We start from the raw sequence: 17609 nt of genomic DNA, 5'->3' as shown, positions 1-17609 counted from the left end.
GCTCCTTGGATCAGGCCGCCGGGCGCTGCAGGAAATTGCGCAGCAGGGCGTGACCGTGTTCGGTGAGGATGGACTCGGGGTGGAACTGCACGCCTTCCACCGGGAACTGGCGGTGGCGCAGGCCCATGATCTCTTCGATCGAGCCGTCGTCGTTCTCGGTCCAGGCGGTCACTTCCAGCACATCAGGCAGGCTGTTCTTGTCCACCACCAGCGAGTGGTAGCGGGTGGCTTGGTAGCGGTCCGGCAGGCCGGCGAACACGCCCTTGCCTTCATGGCGGATCGGCGAGGTCTTGCCGTGCATGATGTTGCCGGCACGGATGACCGTGCCGCCGTAGACCTGGCCGATGCCCTGGTGGCCCAGGCACACGCCGAGGATCGGCGTGGTCGGGCCCAGGCGCTCGATCAGTTCCAGCGACACGCCCGCTTCGTTGGGCGTGCACGGGCCGGGCGAGATGACGATGCGCTCGGGCTTCTGCGCGGCAATCTCGTCCACGCTCATTGCATCGTTGCGCACCACCTTCACCTCGGCGCCCAGCGTCTGCAGGTACTGCACGAGGTTGTAGGTGAAGCTGTCGTAGTTGTCGATCATCCACAACATGGTCAGGTTCCGTCGCTTATCAGGAAAATGGCGTACACGTTTTCGGTGTAGGTGATGGGGCCGGCCTCCACCGACTCGCGTAGGCGCGAGCCCGTGGTCTCGATGCTGTTCATCGGTGCCTCGGGCGCGGGCGGCGAGGGCGGCGTTACCAGATCCCCACTGCTGGGCCAATTGCCCGCCTGCACGCCATAGGCAAAGTTCGGCGCTACATCGGAAATGCTGTACAGCCCGCGCAGCTGGGTGCCGTAGGCCTTGGCCAGGCCCTGCGCAGACTGGCGGGTCTGGGCCGCCGCCTCGCCCTTGAGTTCGCGGCGCAGCGCCACTTCGCCCGAGTACATCGGCGCCACGCTGCTGACCTGCAGGTTCTCGTTGGCCTTCAGCGCCCCCAGCACGTCCTGCATCTGCTGGACGCTGGCGAAGCTGGCGCGCAGTTGGCGTGACACGCGGGTGCCGATGAAAACCTGCCGGTTCTGCTCATAGCGCGTGGCAGGACCGACCCGCAGGTTGTCCGCGCGCACGCTGCCTTCCACCGCCTTGTGCTGCTTGAACAGTGCCAGCACGCGGGCAACGTTGTCCTGCACGCGGCGGCGCGCGGCGTCGGCATCCATGTCGGTCTCTTCGATGTTCAACTGCAGGCCGAACCGGTCCGGCATCACCACGCGACGCGCCTCGCCCTTCACCAGCAGGTGCGGCTGCGACGGAATGGTATTGGCCTGCGCCCACGCAGACGGGGCCATCGTGGCCAGCAGTGACGACCACAGCAATGCGCTCAGCAGCTTCATGCAGTACTCCTTGTCTTGAACGGGAACAGCGGAACGACCACGGCGCGGCGCCGTGGCGAGGCAGGCTTACAGGCCCTTGGCGGCCTGGGCGACGGCGCGGAACAGCGCGCGGCCCTTGTTCATCGTCTCGTCCCATTCCTTGTCCGGGTCCGAGTCGTAGACGATGCCGGCGCCGGCCTGCACGTACAGGCGGCCGTCCTTGATCACCGCGGTGCGGATCGCGATCGCGGTATCGGCATCGCCGTGCCAGCCGATGTAGCCGATGCTGCCGGCGTAGACATTGCGCTTGATCGGTTCCAGCTCGCGGATCACTTCCAGCGCGCGGATCTTCGGCGCGCCGCTGACGGTGCCTGCCGGGAAGGTGGCGCGCAGCACGTCGGCGTAGCTCAGGCCCGGCTGCAGCTGCCCGGTCACTTCGCTGACGATGTGCATGACATGGCTGTAGCGCTCGATCACGAACTGCTCGCCCACTTCCACGGTGCCCGCCCTGGACACACGACCGGCATCGTTGCGGCCGAGGTCGATCAGCATCAGGTGCTCGGCGCGTTCCTTCGGGTCGGCCAGCAGCTCGGCTTCCAGCGCCAGGTCCTGCTCGGGCGTGGCGCCACGCGGGCGGGTGCCGGCGATCGGGCGCACGGTGACTTTGCCATCCTGAAGGCGCACCAGGATTTCCGGCGAGGAGCCGACCACCTGCAGGTCGCCGACATCCAGGAAATACATGTACGGCGACGGGTTCAGTGCACGCAGCGCGCGGTACACATCCACCGGCCGCGCCTTGAACGGCACGCTCAGGCGCTGGCTCAGCACCACCTGGAAGATGTCACCGGCGCGGATGTATTCCTTGCTGCGCTGGACCGCATCGACGAACCCTTCGCGGGTGAACCCGGAAACGAAATCGGATTCGTCCAGCACATCGCTGTTGAGCGGTGCGGGATAACCGGCGCCCGGTGCACGCAGCTTGGCAGTCAGCGCATCCAGGCGCGCCTGGGCCTGCTCGAAGGCGCCCTCGACCCGGGGGTCGGCGTGCACGATCAGGTACAGGCGGCCCTTGAGGTTGTCGAACACGGCCAGCTCGTTGGAATCCAGCAGCAGGATGTCCGGCGTGCCCAGCTCATCGCGGCCGGCCGGCGGGGCCAGGCGTGGTTCGATGTAGCCGATGCACTCGAAGCCGAACCAGCCGACCAGGCCACCGGTGAAGCCCGGCAGGCCTTCCAGCTTCGGCACCGAGTGGGCGCTGCGCAGCGCCTCGACTTCAGCGAACGGGTCGGCGACCTCGCGGGTGTCCACCACCTGGCCGTCTTCTCGCACGGTCAGCGTGTGGCCGTGGAAGGCGTACACGCGGCGCGCCGGCAGGCCGATGATCGAGTAACGACCAAAGCGCTCGCCGCCTTCGACGGATTCAAACAGGTAGGTATTGGGGCCGTCGGCGAGCTTCAGATAGACCGAAAGCGGCGTGTCCAGGTCGGACAGCACTTCGCGGACGACGGGAATGTGGGTGTGGCCTTCAGCGGCCTGCTGCTGAAACTGAGCGTGCGAGTTCAAGACGACTTTCCTTCCGGGACACAGCGTTATGGGGGCGGACGACGGCAACGGGCCACCATCGCCACCAACGGCGTGCGGAAGAAAGGGTATGCGGGGTCGTCAGGCTGGACACCCCTTGACTGTATCGCAGCTTGGACGGCAGGGGAACCCTGGAAAACTGAACCACGGGACGGGCGGGGCCAGCCACGGAAACCGACGACGCGGACCGGTAGAGTCGACTGTTGGTCGACTTGCGCGCGTAGCGCGGGGTTTTACGCCGTCGGAACGAGAAGCAGTCGACTAACTGTGATCTCTCGGTAGGTTGTTCATCCGGGGCATCTTTGGAAAATGGTGGTTACCACGCCTATCCAGTCCCCAAAGAGCCCGGATGAACCACCATAAAAATGCCCGTTTGACGCCGTTTAGTCGAGAACTTCTTGTCCGCCGCATCACTGAGCAAGGCCTTCGGCCAGAAGAGGCCGCCCAGGCTCGCGGGGTGAGTGTACGCACGGCTTACAAGTGGCTGGCCCGGTATCGAGCCGAGGGCCTGATTGGGCTGCAGAACCGCAGCTCTCGGCCCAGCCGCAGCCCCCATGGCACCCCTGAGGCATTGGTAGAGCAGATCGTTCAGCGTCGACGTCAACGGCAAACCTACCTGACCATTTCCAAGGCACTGGGTGTGGCTCACAGCACCATTTCACGACTGATGCGCCGACGAGGACTCAATCGCCTGTGCCTTCTGGACCCACCGAAGAAGGCGGTCCGGTATGAGTACGACAGCCCGGGCGGCTTGCTGCACTTGGATATCAAGAAACTCGGCAACTTCCACCGGCCCGGACACCGGGTCGATCCGAATCGGCGTGGCAATGCTGGCGGCGGTGGCTGGGGCTATGTCCATGTGGCCATTGATGACCACTCCCGAGTCGCCTTCAGTAGCGTTCACACCGATGAGAAGGGCTCAACGGCCTGCCAAGCGCTGCTGGCCGCTTTGGCGTACTACAAGACGCTGGGGGTCACCTTCCAGCGTGTCCTGACTGACAACGGCGCCTGCTATCGCTCCGGCGTCTTCGCTCGACTCGTCGCCTCGTTGGGCATGAAGCACTATCGGACCAAGCCCTACACCCCGCGAACCAACGGTAAGGCCGAGCGCTTCATCCAGACCAGCTTGCGCGAATGGGCCTACGCCTGCGAGTACGCTTCGTCAGAGCAACGTGATGCCGTGCTGCCTGAATGGCTGCATTACTACAACTGGCACCGACCCCACATGGGGATCGGCAGCCAACCGCCTATTTCCAGAATCCCGCTGAACAACGTGGTGGGTTTACACAACTAACAGTCGACTCTACCTCCCCTTCCCAGCCAGCAACGGGCAGCCAGCCGGCAGGTGCATCCGTACCCTGCCCGGCACGCACTCGATGCGGAACTGGCGGGCCTGTACCGGCTCGCCATCCAGATTGAGGGTCAGCGGGCGCTCGGATGCGATCTCCAGCCACGGCAGCCGCGCACGCGTGGCCAGCTGTTCCAGCGCAGCCTGGGTGCCCGACTTCAGCATCTGGCCGAGGGTGGCGGTGACCTCCCCTTCCAGTTCCGGAAGCACGGTCACATCCAGCAGCCCGTCGTCGATCAGGGCCTGCGGGCACAGCTGCTGGCCACCGCCGGCCTGGCGGCCATTGCCGATGCCGAGCGCGATGAAGTCGCCTTCCCACGCGAAATCCGGGCCGGACAGGCGCGCGGTGATCGGCTCGATGCGGCCCAGCTTGGCGATGCCGGTGATCACATAGGCCAGCCCGCCCAGCATCTTCTTCAAGCCCGCATCAGTCTCCACCGTCACCTGCGTGCCGAAGCCACCGCTGGCGAGATTGGCGCACCACCATTGGGTGCCATCGGCGTCAACGCGCAACAGGTCAATAGCGTGCGGCGTCGCCTGCCCGATCAAGGCGAAGGCCTCCTTCGGTTCGGTCGGCATGCCGGCCGCAGTCGCGAAATCGTTGGCGGTCCCCATCGGGATCAGCGCCAGCGAGGGCAGCGCATCTGCCAGCTCCTCACGATGCGCCAGTGTCTCGGCCACTGCACTGAGCGTGCCATCGCCACCGGCGGCCACGATCACATCCACGCCATGATCGATCGCCTCGGCGACATAGCGCTCGGCGTCACCGTCCTCCCAGGTCACCCGCACTTCCAGCTGCACGCCCTGTCCGCGCCAATGGTCGACGGCGTCGCGCAACTCCTCGTTGCCAGCGGATTTTCCATTGAGGATCAGGCGCCAGCGCGGGGTGGTCATGCAGAGCTTCCAAGGATGCGGTGGCACAGGCTAGCAATGCGCTGTTTGCCCGCGGTGAATGTCACGCAGATGTCATTCAGCTACCGGAGAATGGGAGTCCATAGCAGGGACGACGGATGGAGGCAGGATCAGCCTCCCACGCATGCAGCGAGGCCACGCCAGTGATTGGCGTGGCTTTTTTTTGGGGTGTGCAGGGAGTGCGAACCAAGGTTCGCACCCACCAGGTTGCGGTTCGCTGCCCCCAGGTTGCGGTTCGCCCCCCCCCCGGGTTGCGGTTTGCACCCACCCGGTTGGTAGATCCACGCCATGCGTGGATGCACTTCGCTTCAACCGTTGGCGAAATCGTGCAGCGCCTGGCCCTGCAGCCGGTACACGGTCCACTCGTCCTGCGGCTTCGCACCGGCAGCGGTGTAGAACTCGATGGCCGGGCTGTTCCAGTCCAGCACCGACCATTCGAAGCGACCGCAGCCTTCAGCCACGGCCTGGCGTGCGATGTACTTCAGCAGTGCCTTGCCGGCGCCCACGCCGCGCTTTTCCTGGCTGACATACAGGTCTTCCAGGTAGATGCCCTTGCGGCCCAGCCAGGTGGAGTAGTTGTAGAAGTACACCGCATAGCCGATGGCCTCGCCGTCGGCTTCGCAGATCAACGCGCGCGCCGTGGCATCGACACCGAACAGGCTCTCGGCGATTCCGATCTCATCGGTCTGTACCGAATGCTCGGCCTTCTCGTAGATGGCCAGTTCGCGGATGAAATGCAGGATCAGGCCAGCATCGGCCACGGTGGCCGGACGGATGTTCAACAGTGCCATGCGCAGATAAAGGGGACGGAGGGAATTAGACGAGATTAATCCCCTCCGTCCCCTTTTTGTCAGCGTGCCGCAGCGACGTTGGCGCGCATCTGCGCGATCACGTCCTGGTAGCTGGTCTTGGCGTTGAAGATGGCCGAGCCGGCGACAAAGGTGTCGGCACCGGCAGCCGCGATCTCGCCGATGTTGTCGGCCTTCACGCCGCCGTCGATCTCCAGGCGGATGTCCTTGCCGCTGGCATCGATCATCTTGCGCACCACCTTCAGCTTGTCCAGCGCCGAGGGGATGAAGGCCTGGCCACCAAAGCCCGGGTTGACCGACATCAGCAGCACCAGGTCCAGGTCCTCCAGCACCCAGTCGAGGATGTCCACCGGCGTGGCCGGGTTCAGCACGATGCCCGGCTTGCAGCCCAGCGAGCGGATCAGCTGGATGGTGCGGTGCACGTGGCGGCTCGCCTCCGGGTGGAAGCTGATGTAGGTGGCACCGGCCTCGGCGAAGTCCGGGATGATGCGGTCCACCGGCTCGACCATCAGGTGCACGTCGATCGGCGCGGTCACGCCGTGCTTGCGCAGCGCCTGGCAGACCATCGGGCCGATGGTCAGGTTCGGCACGTAGTGGTTGTCCATCACGTCGAAGTGGACCCAGTCCGCGCCAGCGGCGAGGACGTTGTCGACTTCCTCGCCGAGGCGGGCGAAGTTGGCGGACAGGATGGAGGGGGCGATGAGGCAGTTGGACATGGCCGGGCCTTGCAACGAGGGGAAAGGGGTCAGCGCTTGCGCAGGGTCTTGATGCGGTCGTAGGCGGCGTTGATGCGCCGCGACTTCAGCTCGGCCTGCCGCTGCAGCTCGGGGGCGGCGCCGCCAAGCTTGTCGGGGTGGTACTGCGAGATCAGCTTGCGGTAGGCGCGCTCGACCTCGGCATCGGTGGCCTCGGAGGTCAGCCCCAGCTCCCGGTACGGATTCTCCTTGTTCAGGCGGAACCAGTCCGAATCGAAGGCATGGCCGATCAGCAGGCCGACCACTGCACCAAACAGCGGATTGGGCCGGAACAGCAGGGCGCCGGCGATGAATCCGAGCAGTTTTCCGTACCAGCGCATGGCGCTCCGGGGTCGACCGACGAAATGGACGCTCATTTTACGTCACAGCGGGCCCGGACGGCTTTACACTAGGCCGCCCGCTGGTCAGCGGGCCCGCCGGGTCCGTTGGGCAGCAGCCGTATCGACAACGCCCCAGGAGTGCCCGTGCCAACCACGCTGTTGCAATCCGATCTCCCCGGCCTGCCCTTGCGCCATCGCGGCAAGGTGCGTGATGTGTTCGATATCCCGCGCGAGCGGCTGCCAGCCGGAACCCCGCCGGGCGAGTACCTGCTGATGGTGGCCACCGATCGCCTGTCGGCGTTCGACGTGGTCCTGCCCGACCCGATTCCGGGCAAGGGTGAGATGCTCTGCCAGGTCTCCAACTTCTGGTTCGCCAAGACCGCGCACCTGATGCCCAACCACCTGACCGGCATCGACGTGGCCAGCGTGCTGCCCGAAGGGGTGGACCCGGCCCTGTATGCCAGGCGCGCGGTGGTCACCCGCAAGCTGAAGCCGGTGCCGGTGGAAGCGATCGCCCGCGGCTACCTGATCGGCAGCGGCTGGAAGGATTACCAGCGCACCGGCAAGGTCAGCGGCATCGACCTGCCCGACGGCCTGCGCCAGGCCGAGCAGCTGCCCGAGCCGATCTTCACCCCCTCGACCAAGGCCGCTGTCGGCGACCATGACGAGAACATCGATTTCGATGCGATGGTGAAGCAGGTCGGTGCGGAACTGGCCGAGCGCGTGCGCGACGCCACCCTGCGCATCTACAAGTTCGCGGCCGATTACGCCCGCGAGCGCGGCATCATCCTGGCCGATACCAAGTTCGAGTTCGGTACCGACGCCGATGGCCGCCTGTACATCATGGACGAGATGCTGACGCCGGATTCCTCGCGTTACTGGCCGGCCGACGAGTACGAAGTGGGCACCAGCCCGCCGAGCTACGACAAGCAGTTCGTGCGCGATTACCTGGAGACGCTGGACTGGGGCAAGACCGCCCCGGGCCCGACCATCCCGGCCGAGATCATCGAGCGCACCCGCGCCAAGTATGCCGAGGCACTGCAGCGCCTGGCCGGGATCAACGTCGACTGATGCGCCTGCGCCCCCGGCCGGAAAGGCGGGGGGCGCGTTCGGTAGTGCCGGCCGCTGGCCGGCAACCTCGCGAACACCTGCAGCCAGGCATGGCCTGGCTCTGGTAGTGCCGGCCGCTGGCCGGCAATCTCATGAACTCGGCTATGCTCTGGAGTGCCGGCCAGCGGCCGGTACTACCGTTGTCCGAGGAAGCAACGCAGCATGCAGACATCCACCGAGCTTGCGCGGCCGATCGACCGCTATTTCGCCAGCTACTCCGACGACCACCGCAATGTGATCAACCAGCGCATCCACGTGGTGGCGGTCCCGGCGATCCTGTGGTCGGTGGTGGCTCTGCTCTGGTGCCTGCCGCCGCTGATCACCTGGTTCCAGTACGGCATCTGGTCGGCGTTCGCGATGTTCAGCGCCTGGTGCTTCTACAACAAACTGTCGCGCCCGCTGGGCATCGGCATGCTCATCCAGTTCTTCGTGTTCGGCTGCCTGTGCCGCCTGCTGGAGGCCGAAATCGGCCTGCACAACCTGTTCTGGCTGGCGGTGGGCGTGTTCGTGGTGGCCTGGATCGCGCAGTTCATCGGCCACAAGTTCGAGGGCCGCAAGCCCAGCTTCCTGACCGACCTGACCTACCTGCTGATCGGCCCGGCCTGGGTGATGGCCAAGTTCTACCGCAAGCTCGACTGGCGCTACTGACCTGCCCAGGGTCGACGGCGCCCCTCGTTTCCTGAACGGGCAGATTCCATCACCCGCACTCCACGACGGCCCTGCCAGCCTGCGCCGGTGATCCGCTCCCCACTTCCCGCCCGTCGACGGCAGCCCCTGTGCGACAGGGCCTGCGGTCTCCCTGCGTGGGCGTAGGGCGTCCCCTGAGGGCAAGCGAGGAGAAGACGCAGGAACGCGATGTTGCGTCGCAGAAAATATGAATCAGCGGACGTTACATGCAATTGATCGCTGTTCGATGGGTTTCAGCGACATTTCGCAGCCTGTTATCCTCCCTGACCTGCTCGTGAATCATGGATTCCCTGCATGCTCCCCAGCCTGCCCCTGCTGCTGGCCCTGCCGTTCCTGATGGCAGCGGCTGTTGCGGCCTTCCCCCGTAGTTCGCGCTCGACTGCTGCCTGGCTGGCGGCGCTGGCGCCGTTGGGCGGACTGGCCATCCTCGGCTGGTTGACCCCGTCCGTACTCGACGGCCAGGTGGTGCGGACGATGGTCCCTTGGCTGCCGCAGATCGGCCTGGACTTCACCCTGCGCCTGGACGGGCTGGCGTGGATGTTCGCCGGGCTGGTGCTGGGCATCGGCGCGCTGGTGGTGCTGTACGCGCGCTACTACCTGAGCCAGCAGGACAACGCGCACCGCTTCTACTGCTACCTGCTGCTGTTCATGGGCGCCATGCTGGGCATGGTGCTGTCGGGCAACCTGCTGTTGCTGATGATCTTCTGGGAAATGACCAGCATCAGCTCGTTCCTGCTGATCGGTTTCTGGTCACATCGCCAGGACGCCCGCGAGGGCGCGCGGATGGCGCTGGTGATCACCGGCGGCGGCGGCCTTGCGCTGCTCGGTGGCGTACTGCTGATCGGGCGCATCGTCGGCAGCTTCGACCTGGACGTGGTGCTGGCCGCCGGCGAGCAGATCCGCGCCAGCGCGCTGTACCCGTACGCGCTGTTCCTGGTGCTGGCGGGCATCTTCACCAAGAGCGCGCAGTTCCCGTTCCATTTCTGGCTGCCGCACGCGATGGCCGCGCCCACTCCGGTCTCTGCCTACCTGCACTCGGCCACCATGGTGAAGGCCGGTGTGTTCCTGCTGGCGCGCCTGCATCCAGCGCTGGCCGGCAGCGACCTGTTCTTCTACACGGTCAGCGGCATCGGTGCGATCACGCTGTTGATCGGCGCTTGGAACGCGATCTTCCAGCACGATCTGAAAGGCCTGCTGGCTTATTCGACCATTTCCCATCTGGGCCTGATCACCCTGCTGTTCGGCCTGTCCACGCCGATGGCGGTGGTGGCCGGTGTGTTCCACATCCTCAACCACGCCACCTTCAAGGCCTCGCTGTTCATGGCCGCCGGCATCATCGACCATGAGACCGGCACCCGCGACATGCGCAAGCTGGGCGGCCTGCGCAGGCTGATGCCGTTCACCAGCGCGCTGGCGATCATCGCCTCGCTGGCGATGGCCGGCATCCCGCTGCTCAACGGCTTCCTGTCCAAGGAAATGCTGTTTGCCGAGGCGATCACGGCCGGAGGCCCGGGAATCATGCGCACGGCGGTGTCGATCGCCGCATTGCTGGCTGGCGTGTTCGGGGTGGCCTACAGCCTGCGCTTCGTGCACGACACCTTCTTTGGCGCCGGCCCGCACGACCTGGATCGCGTGCCCCACGAACCACCGCGCTGGATGAAGGTACCGGTGGAACTGCTGGTGGTGATCTGCGTGGCAGTAGGCATCGCCCCGGCACTGACCGTGGCACCGGTGCTGCATGCCGCTGCGGCGTCGATCCTCGGCAGCGCCATGCCCGAATACAGCCTGGCGGTATGGCACGGCTTCAACCTGCCGCTGGCAATGAGCGCGATCGGCGTGATCGGCGGCGTGGCGCTGTACTTCGGCCTGCGCAAGCTGATCAACCTGCATGCCGTGACCAACGTCAGCACTGGCCGCAATGTGTTCCATGCACAGCTGGATGCCGTGTCCGCACTGGCCATGCGCCTGACCAACGGCATCGCCAACGGCAGCCTGCAGCGCATGCTGCTGGGCCTGGTGCTGGTGGCGATCGCAGTTGCCGCCGCGCCATTCGTGGCAAATCCGGCGTCGCCAAACTGGACCGCGCCGCAGCCGATGCCGCTGCTGGGCTGGGCGTTGTGGCTGGTGATGATGGCCTGCGCCGTGGCCACCCTGCGCATCTACAAGCAACGCCTGCTGGCGGTGCTGCTGGTCGGCGGCGTCGGCCTGATGGTGGCGCTGACCTTCGTGTTCCTGTCCGCACCCGACCTGGCCCTGACCCAGCTGCTCGTTGAGATGGTGACGCTGGTGCTGATGCTGCTGGGCATGAACTACCTGCCCGCGCAGTCCGGGCCGGAACGCCCGCGCTGGCGCAAGCGCCGCGATGCGGTGATCGCGATCATCGCCGGCGCCGGGCTGGGTGCGCTGGCCTATTCGGCGATGACCCTGCCGCCGAACACCATGGCCGGCGAACTGCTCGCCCGTGCGTTGCCCGAGGCCTACGGCCAGAACGTGGTCAACGTGATCCTGGTCGACTTCCGCGGCTTCGATACCTTCGGCGAGATCACCGTGTTCGGCATCGCCGCGCTGGTGGTGCACGCACTGCTGCGGCGCACGCGGATGGCACCGGAACAGATCATGCCCGGCCCGCCGATCAAGCTGCCGGTACCGGCCGACCTGGCCCAGATCATGTTCCCGCTGACGCTGACCGTGTCGATCTTCCTGTTCCTGCGCGGCCACAACGCGCCCGGTGGTGGCTTCATCGCCGGCCTGGTGCTGGCGGTGCCGCTGCTGATCCAGTACGTGATCCAGGGCACCGCGTCGGTGGAATCGCGCTTCGGCTTCGACTACATCCGCTGCATCGGCATGGGGCTGCTGATCGCCCTGCTCAGCGGCAGCGCCTCGATGCTGTTCGGCGTGCCGTTCCTGACCAGTGGCCACCTCGACCTGCATCTGCCATTGATCGGCGACGTGCCGCTGGCCAGCGCGATCGGTTTTGACATCGGCGTGTATCTGGTGGTGTTCGGCGGCGCCATGCTGATGCTGTCGATGATGGGCACGATCAAGCCCTCACGTACCCGCGCTGCCCGCAAGGGTGAGATCGACCTGCAACGCCGTTCGGCCCGCACCGGGGAGATGCACTGATGGAACTGGCCCTGGCTACCGCGATCGGCGTGCTGACCGCCATCGGCATCTACCTGCTGCTGCGTGCACGCAGCTTCGACGTGATCCTCGGCATGACCTTCCTGTCCTACGCCACCAACCTGCTGATCTTCGCCGGTGGCCGCGTGGTGCTGGGCAAGGCGCCGGTGCTGCAGGAGGGCGTGGACAGCCACCTGGGCAACTACACCGACCCGCTGCCGCAGGCACTGGTGCTGACCGCGATCGTGATCGCCTTCGCGATGACCGCAGTGAGCATCGTGCTGGCCATGCGCAGCCGCAGCGACAACCACAGCGACCATGTGGACGCCCACGAGCCCGACGACGACCTGCAGGATGAGAGCGCCTCGCCGCGCCAGGGCGAGGATCGCGCATGAACCATCTGGTGATCCTGCCGATCCTGATTCCGCTGCTCGGCGCCGCGCTGTCGCTGTTCGTCGAACACCGCCGCTACGGCCCCAGGGTGCAGCGCGCGGTGGCCTGGACTGCACTGTCGGCGCTGGCGCTTGCGGTGGGCCTGCTGTTCGCGTCGACCGCGGGCGGTGACATCAACGTCTACCTGCTGGGCGACTGGCCGTCGCGGCTGGGCATCGCGCTGGTGGCCGACCGGCTGTCGGCATGGATGCTGCTGACCACCCTGCTGCTGGCCATTCCCTGCCTGCTGCACGCCTGCTCGGGTTGGGACCGCCGCGCACCGCACTTCCATGCACTGTTCCAGTTCCAGCTGGTCGGCCTCAACGGCGCGTTCCTGACCGGCGACATCTTCAACCTGTTCGTGTTCTTCGAGGTGATGCTGATCGCCTCCTACGGCCTGCTGCTCAGCGGTGGCCGCGGCCTGCGCATGCGCATCGGCCTGCACTACGTGGTGTTCAACGTCACCGCCTCGACCCTGTTCCTGATCGCGCTGGGCCTGCTGTACGCCACGCTGGGTTCGCTGAACATGGCCGAGCTGTCGCAGCGCATCGCCGCGGTGCCGCCGACGCAGCTGACCCTGGTGAAGGCTACGATGGGCCTGTTGCTGCTGGTGTTCTGCGCCAAGGCCGCGCTGATGCCGCTGTACCTGTGGCTGCCGGAAGCCTATTCGCGCGCGCCGGCCGCAGTGGCGGCGCTCTTCGCGATCATGACCAAGGTCGGCCTGTATTCGGTGCTGCGCATCCAGATGCTGTGGTTCGGCGACGATGCCGGCGCGATGGCCGGCTATGGCCGCGACTGGCTGCTGTGGGCCGGCGTGGCGACGCTGGTGCTGGGCGGGCTCGGCGCCCTGGCCGCGACCCGCCTGCGCGTACTGATTTCCTACCTGGTCATCGTGTCGGCAGCCACGCTGTTCATCGCCTTCTCGGTGGGCACGCCGCAGGTGCTGTCGGCCGGCCTGTACTACCTGCCGCACAGCAGCTTCGTGGCCGCTGCGCTGTTCCTGGTTGCCGACCTGATCCGCCGCCGCCGTGGTGGCGCCAGCGACCGCAAGGAGGTGGTGGCGCCGATGCCGGGCAAGGAAACGCCGGCGGTGCTGTTCCTGATCGGGGCAGTGTCGGTGGCCGGCCTGCCGCCTCTGTCCGGCTTCCTGGCCAAGGCCGCACTGCTGGCCGGCATGCCGGCGCAGTACACCGGCCCGGTCTGGACCGCCGTGCTGGTCAGCAGCCTGCTGGTGATCATGGGCCTGACCCGCGGCGGCATCCGCCTGTTCTGGCGCGTGCCGCCGGTCGATCCCGATGCACCGAAGCCGCGCAAGGCTCCCCTGCGCCGGGTAGAACTCTACGCCGCCTGCCTGCTGCTGGCCTACGGCATCGGCATGACCGTGGCCGCGGCACCGTTGATGCGCTACACCGACGCCACCGCCGCACAGCTGCTGCAACCCAGCGAGTACGTGCAGCAACTGCGTGCGACCACGCCGGAGATCCGCCAGCCATGACCGCCCAGCGCTCCCTGTTCCGTCGCCTGATTCCCTCGCCGATGCTCAGCATCATGGTGGTGGCGTTCTGGCTGCTGATGTCCGACAGCTTCACCCTCGGCCAGATCGTGCTGGGGCTGCTGCTGGGCGTGGTGGTGCCGCTGTTCGCCGCGCGCCTGGACCGCGAGTTCGCCCGCATCGGCACCCTGCGGCCACTGCCCAGGCTGGTGTGCGTGACCCTGTGGGACATCCTGATGTCCAACATCCGCGTCGCCCTGCAGGTGCTGGGCCCGGAAAAGAACATCCACCCGGGTTTCATCTGGCTGCCGCTGGACATCGCCAACATCCACGGCATCGCCGCGCTGACCAGCATGATCACCCTGACCCCGGGCACGGTCTCGGCCGCGCTCAGCGACGACCGCAAGTTCCTGCTGGTGCATGTGCTGCACCTGGAGGACCCACAGGACCTGATCGATACGATCAAGCGCCGTTACGAGGCGCCGTTGATGGAGATCTTCCCATGACCGGTTTTGAAGTCATCCAGACCACCCTGGTTGTGTGCATGCACGTGGTCGGCCTGGCCATGCTGCTGGCCACCTGGCGCCTGCTGCGCGGGCCGACCGTGCCCGACCGCATCCTTGCGCTGGATACCCTGTCGGTGACCGCGATCGCCGAGCTGATGCTGTTCGGCATGTACCTCAATTCGCCGATCTACTTCGAGGCGGCGCTGATCATCGCCATGCTCGGCTTCGGCAGCACCGTGGTGCTGAGCAAGTTCGTGCTGCGCCGGGACATCGTCGAATGATCACCGCGATCCAGATCGGCCTGTCGATCCTGCTGCTGTTCGGCTGCTTCTTCATCCTGGTCGGCGCACTGGGCCTGGTGAAGCTGTCGACCTTCTTCAAGCGCCTGCACGCGCCGACCAAGGCCAGCACGCTGGGCGTCGGCTGCGTGCTGGTGTGCTCGGTCTGCTACCACATCTTCCTCGGCCAGGACCCGCAGCCGCGCGAGCTGCTGATCACCGTGTTCCTGTTCATCACCGCACCGATCAGCGCGCACATGATGGCCAAGGCCGCGCTGTCGCTGCTGATGGAGACCCGCCCCACCCTGCCGGGCAACGAACGTGCCGCCGAGGAGCAGCTGCCGCCGCCGGAGCCGGTGCGGGAAGAAAAAACCACGCAGAACCGGTAGTGCCGGCCGCTGGCCGGCAGTGGCAAGGGTTCCGTCAGAGGCAGTGAGGTTGCCGGCCAGCGGCCGGCACTACCTCATGCCGCGCCGACCAGCAGCAGCTCCAGCACGAACCAGCCGACAAACGCGACCAGCAGGATCACACCTTCGCCGCGGCTGATCTTCAGGTCGCCACGCAGCATCGGGTACAGCACCAGCGCGAACGCCAGCAGCGCCGGCAGTTCCAGGCGCACGAACGAGGCCGGCAGCGCCAGCGGCTGCAGCACGGCCATCGCACCGATCACCAGCAGCAGGTTGACCACGCTGGAACCCAGCACGTGGCCCAGCACCATGTCGCCATGCCCGCGACGCGCGGCGGCGATGGCGGTGGTCACCTCCGGCAGTGCGGTACCGATCGCCACCGGCAGCAGGCCGACCAGCAGGGGCGTCCAACCCAGGGCGGCGCCGAAGTCGGCGGCGGCGCCCACCACCAGGCGCGCGCCCCAGTACAGCGTCAACGCGGCAATCAGCACGCGCAGCACGTTCAACGGCAGGCTGGTGCGGCTCAGTGCGGACTCGGCGATGGCCACCTGCACCTCCGCGCTCTCGCTGCGACCGCGGCGCAGCAGCAGCACCTGCACCACGATGAAGCCGACCAGCAGTATGCCGCCTTCCCAACGTGCCAGGCCGCCATCAAGCCCGAACAGGATCAGCAGCACACCCGCCGCCAGCAGCGACCACCACAGCACCGTCTGCAGGCGCGCGCGCAGCAGCAGGGGCGCAGCCATGGCCGCCACGGCCAGGGTCACGCCCAGGTTGACGATGCTGCTGCCCACCGCGTTGCCCAGTGCCAGCTCCGGTTGGCCCACCGCCAGGGCGCGCGCGTTGACTGCCAGTTCCGGCAACGAGGTGGTCACCCCGAGCAGCAACAGCCCGGCAGTGAATGGGCTGGCCCCGAAACGCTGGGCCAGGCCGGACACGGCCTTGACGATGGAGTCCCCGCCCAATGCCAGCAGCAGCAGGCCGAGCAGGAACCAGACAATGGCAATGGCGATCATCGAGCACTCCCCCAGCGGTCTCGTGGCGCGATTCTACGCTTGGCCCGTACGCGCGGCTGGGCCGTGGATCAAGGATCAGCCACAGCCTTCCGCATAATCGACCTGCGGGGTCTGTCCGACGCGCCAGGCACCCACCCGGCCATCGGCACCGAGTGCGAAGTCGATCACCGCCCCGCCCTCCTGCGCCGGCCGCACGCGCAGGTGCTGGGCCTTCTCGTCATACTTGTCGGGGCCGACGTCCGCGCGCTCGGGATACAGCACCTGCAGCTCACCCAGGGTCATGCCGACCTTGCCACCGCCCGGTGCGGTGATGGCGGCGCTGCGCACGTCGTAGCGCACCAGCTTGCGGCCCTCGATCATCAGGCGCGGATCTTCGGCATCCTGCGGGCGCAGGAAGTAGCAGCCGTCGTTGCTGTCGTCAGCCGGCAGTGGCTTGCCGGCCTCATCGGTGCCCAGACCCTGCAGCGGCGTGCCGAAGCCGGCACGGACCTCGGCGATGCCGGCACCCAGCTTCGCCCCAGCGAAGCCATCCAGGCGCGCGGGACTGTCCTCGCGACGGTCATTGGCTGGACGGGTGGCCAGGTCGGGATCCGTCGACTGCGCGGGTCCGGTCGCCGAGGCGGTTTCCGCCGGGGTGTCGCTGCCGCTGCCGGCCGCCCCCTGCTTGTCGGGGCCAGCACTGCAGGCGGTGAGCGAAAGGAGCAACAGACCAGCAAGCGGAAGGTGCTTCATCGGTGCGGTTCCCTGGCACAAGGATGGCTGCACGCTAGCCCATCCGGTGTGCAGGCGCTGCATTGTCATCGCGGTTTCATCGCCTTCGTTCAGGCTCGGCGAGCACCGACCTGGCCGTCCCTTCCATGCAACCGCGCAAGACCGATCTCGCCCGAACCGCGCTGCAGGCCCACCGCGCGCCGCTGGACATGCGCCAGCGCCGGCTGCTGATCCTGTGCGACGGCCAGCGTACCGTCGCCGACCTGACCGGTCTGCTCGGCCAGGAAGCACCGGCGATGGTCATCCAGCTGGTACAGGCGGGGTACCTGAGCACCGGCACGGGCGCCACGACCCCAGCACCGTCGACCGCAGCCGCGGTAGCGCCGGTGCCCGCGCCGCCGGCAGCGACACCTGCTGCACCCGCGGTCGAACGCCGGCGCTCACTGGTGGCAGCGCGCATCTACGTGCTGGGCATCCTGGAAATGCAGCGGCATCCACAGGCGGCGGCGCTGTTCCGCGACCTGCAGCAAGCGCGTGCGGAGGACGAGGTGCTGCAGCGACTGCAGTCGGCAATGCAGCTGCTGCCCACGCTCACTTCGGATGGCTATTGCCAGCGCGTACGGCAGCGCCTGCTGGAGGCGTTGCCATTGGAGCATTGCGACGCGTTCGCCGAGGTCGCCTGAAGAAAAAGGGGACGGAGGGGATTAAGCCGTTTCAGGCACACGTGTGCTGATTGCGGCTTAATCCCCTCCGTCCCCTTTTTAGG

19 protein-coding genes are annotated in these 17609 nt (G+C 66.7%); 10 read left to right on the top strand and 9 right to left on the bottom strand.

Going from position 1 to position 17609, the window contains the following annotated elements; all coding sequences use genetic code 11:
- Window positions 1-10 precede the first annotated feature (10 nt).
- From AC5P8Y_RS10615 to trpE, 3 genes are all read right to left on the bottom strand, one after another.
- Window positions 11-598: an anthranilate synthase component II gene (locus tag AC5P8Y_RS10615; protein WP_005414697.1), complete on the bottom strand. Its 588-nt coding sequence runs from the start codon at window positions 596-598 to the stop codon at window positions 11-13.
- 2 nt (window positions 599-600) lie between these two features.
- Window positions 601-1380 (bottom strand): SIMPL domain-containing protein, encoded by a 780-nt coding sequence (locus AC5P8Y_RS10610; RefSeq protein WP_049402337.1) that lies wholly within the window; start codon window positions 1378-1380, stop codon window positions 601-603.
- Between the two features lie 66 nt (window positions 1381-1446).
- A complete protein-coding gene (gene trpE, locus AC5P8Y_RS10605; RefSeq protein ID WP_033833582.1) occupies window positions 1447-2922 on the bottom strand; it encodes an anthranilate synthase component I in 1476 nt (491 codons plus the stop codon).
- A 367-nt stretch (window positions 2923-3289) separates the two neighbouring features.
- Here trpE and AC5P8Y_RS10600 point away from each other — a divergent pair, with 367 nt between their 5' ends.
- Window positions 3290-4234, top strand: coding sequence for an IS481-like element ISStma12 family transposase (locus AC5P8Y_RS10600; RefSeq protein WP_053451622.1), 945 nt, complete (start codon window positions 3290-3292; stop codon window positions 4232-4234).
- Between the two features lie 9 nt (window positions 4235-4243).
- Here the strand turns inward: AC5P8Y_RS10600 and yegS are convergent, their stop codons facing one another.
- The 4 genes from yegS to AC5P8Y_RS10580 all read right to left on the bottom strand — a co-directional run bounded on the left by yegS (window position 4244) and on the right by AC5P8Y_RS10580 (window position 7084).
- On the bottom strand, window positions 4244-5182 hold the full coding sequence (gene yegS, locus AC5P8Y_RS10595) for a lipid kinase YegS (RefSeq protein ID WP_049403442.1): 939 nt from the start codon (window positions 5180-5182) through the stop codon (window positions 4244-4246).
- Window positions 5183-5508: 326 nt separating this feature from the next.
- A complete protein-coding gene (locus AC5P8Y_RS10590) occupies window positions 5509-5991 on the bottom strand; it encodes a GNAT family N-acetyltransferase (protein ID WP_164133452.1) in 483 nt (160 codons plus the stop codon).
- A gap of 59 nt (window positions 5992-6050) precedes the next feature.
- A complete protein-coding gene (gene rpe, locus AC5P8Y_RS10585) occupies window positions 6051-6725 on the bottom strand; it encodes a ribulose-phosphate 3-epimerase (protein ID WP_088436233.1) in 675 nt (224 codons plus the stop codon).
- A gap of 29 nt (window positions 6726-6754) precedes the next feature.
- Window positions 6755-7084, bottom strand: a complete 330-nt coding sequence (locus AC5P8Y_RS10580; RefSeq protein WP_164133451.1) for a J domain-containing protein — start codon at window positions 7082-7084, stop codon at window positions 6755-6757.
- 144 nt (window positions 7085-7228) lie between these two features.
- Here AC5P8Y_RS10580 and AC5P8Y_RS10575 point away from each other — a divergent pair, with 144 nt between their 5' ends.
- From AC5P8Y_RS10575 to AC5P8Y_RS10540, 8 genes are all read left to right on the top strand, one after another.
- Window positions 7229-8155, top strand: a complete 927-nt coding sequence (locus AC5P8Y_RS10575) for a phosphoribosylaminoimidazolesuccinocarboxamide synthase (protein WP_164133450.1) — start codon at window positions 7229-7231, stop codon at window positions 8153-8155.
- Window positions 8156-8356: 201 nt separating this feature from the next.
- Window positions 8357-8842: an Mpo1 family 2-hydroxy fatty acid dioxygenase gene (locus AC5P8Y_RS10570; protein WP_005411329.1), complete on the top strand. Its 486-nt coding sequence runs from the start codon at window positions 8357-8359 to the stop codon at window positions 8840-8842.
- Between the two features lie 333 nt (window positions 8843-9175).
- Window positions 9176-12004 carry a monovalent cation/H+ antiporter subunit A gene (locus AC5P8Y_RS10565; protein ID WP_049433488.1) on the top strand — a complete coding sequence of 943 codons (2829 nt, stop codon included), beginning with the start codon at window positions 9176-9178 and terminating at the stop codon, window positions 12002-12004.
- Window positions 12004-12396 carry a Na+/H+ antiporter subunit C gene (locus tag AC5P8Y_RS10560; protein ID WP_005414705.1) on the top strand — a complete coding sequence of 131 codons (393 nt, stop codon included), beginning with the start codon at window positions 12004-12006 and terminating at the stop codon, window positions 12394-12396. Before AC5P8Y_RS10565 ends, AC5P8Y_RS10560 begins: the two co-directional genes overlap by 1 nt.
- Entirely contained in the window at window positions 12393-13928 is a 1536-nt protein-coding gene (locus AC5P8Y_RS10555; protein WP_033833876.1) for a monovalent cation/H+ antiporter subunit D, read from the top strand. The genes AC5P8Y_RS10560 and AC5P8Y_RS10555 overlap by 4 nt, the downstream gene beginning before the upstream one ends.
- Complete coding sequence (locus tag AC5P8Y_RS10550) at window positions 13925-14431, top strand: Na+/H+ antiporter subunit E (RefSeq protein ID WP_005411333.1); 507 nt, start codon at window positions 13925-13927, stop codon at window positions 14429-14431. The genes AC5P8Y_RS10555 and AC5P8Y_RS10550 overlap by 4 nt, the downstream gene beginning before the upstream one ends.
- On the top strand, window positions 14428-14712 hold the full coding sequence (locus AC5P8Y_RS10545; RefSeq protein ID WP_005411334.1) for a K+/H+ antiporter subunit F: 285 nt from the start codon (window positions 14428-14430) through the stop codon (window positions 14710-14712). Before AC5P8Y_RS10550 ends, AC5P8Y_RS10545 begins: the two co-directional genes overlap by 4 nt.
- Window positions 14709-15098, top strand: coding sequence for a Na+/H+ antiporter subunit G (locus AC5P8Y_RS10540; RefSeq protein ID WP_049402775.1), 390 nt, complete (start codon window positions 14709-14711; stop codon window positions 15096-15098). The genes AC5P8Y_RS10545 and AC5P8Y_RS10540 overlap by 4 nt, the downstream gene beginning before the upstream one ends.
- A 74-nt stretch (window positions 15099-15172) precedes the next feature.
- Here AC5P8Y_RS10540 and AC5P8Y_RS10535 read toward each other — a convergent pair whose 3' ends face one another.
- Together AC5P8Y_RS10535 and AC5P8Y_RS10530 are read right to left on the bottom strand one after the other, a co-directional pair.
- Window positions 15173-16132, bottom strand: coding sequence for a sodium:calcium antiporter (locus AC5P8Y_RS10535; protein ID WP_495201961.1), 960 nt, complete (start codon window positions 16130-16132; stop codon window positions 15173-15175).
- 75 nt (window positions 16133-16207) lie between these two features.
- Window positions 16208-16864, bottom strand: coding sequence for a hypothetical protein (locus tag AC5P8Y_RS10530; protein ID WP_495201960.1), 657 nt, complete (start codon window positions 16862-16864; stop codon window positions 16208-16210).
- Window positions 16865-16989: 125 nt separating this feature from the next.
- On the opposite strand from AC5P8Y_RS10530, the gene AC5P8Y_RS10525 reads away from it, so the two are divergent.
- Window positions 16990-17526, top strand: coding sequence for a hypothetical protein (locus AC5P8Y_RS10525; protein WP_033833880.1), 537 nt, complete (start codon window positions 16990-16992; stop codon window positions 17524-17526).
- Window positions 17527-17609: the final 83 nt, after the last annotated feature.

This window comes from Stenotrophomonas sp. YJH_SMC_12-1 (assembly GCF_059370935.1).
The sequence above is the reverse complement of the archived record's forward strand: the minus strand, read 5'-3'. Positions and strand labels throughout refer to the sequence as shown.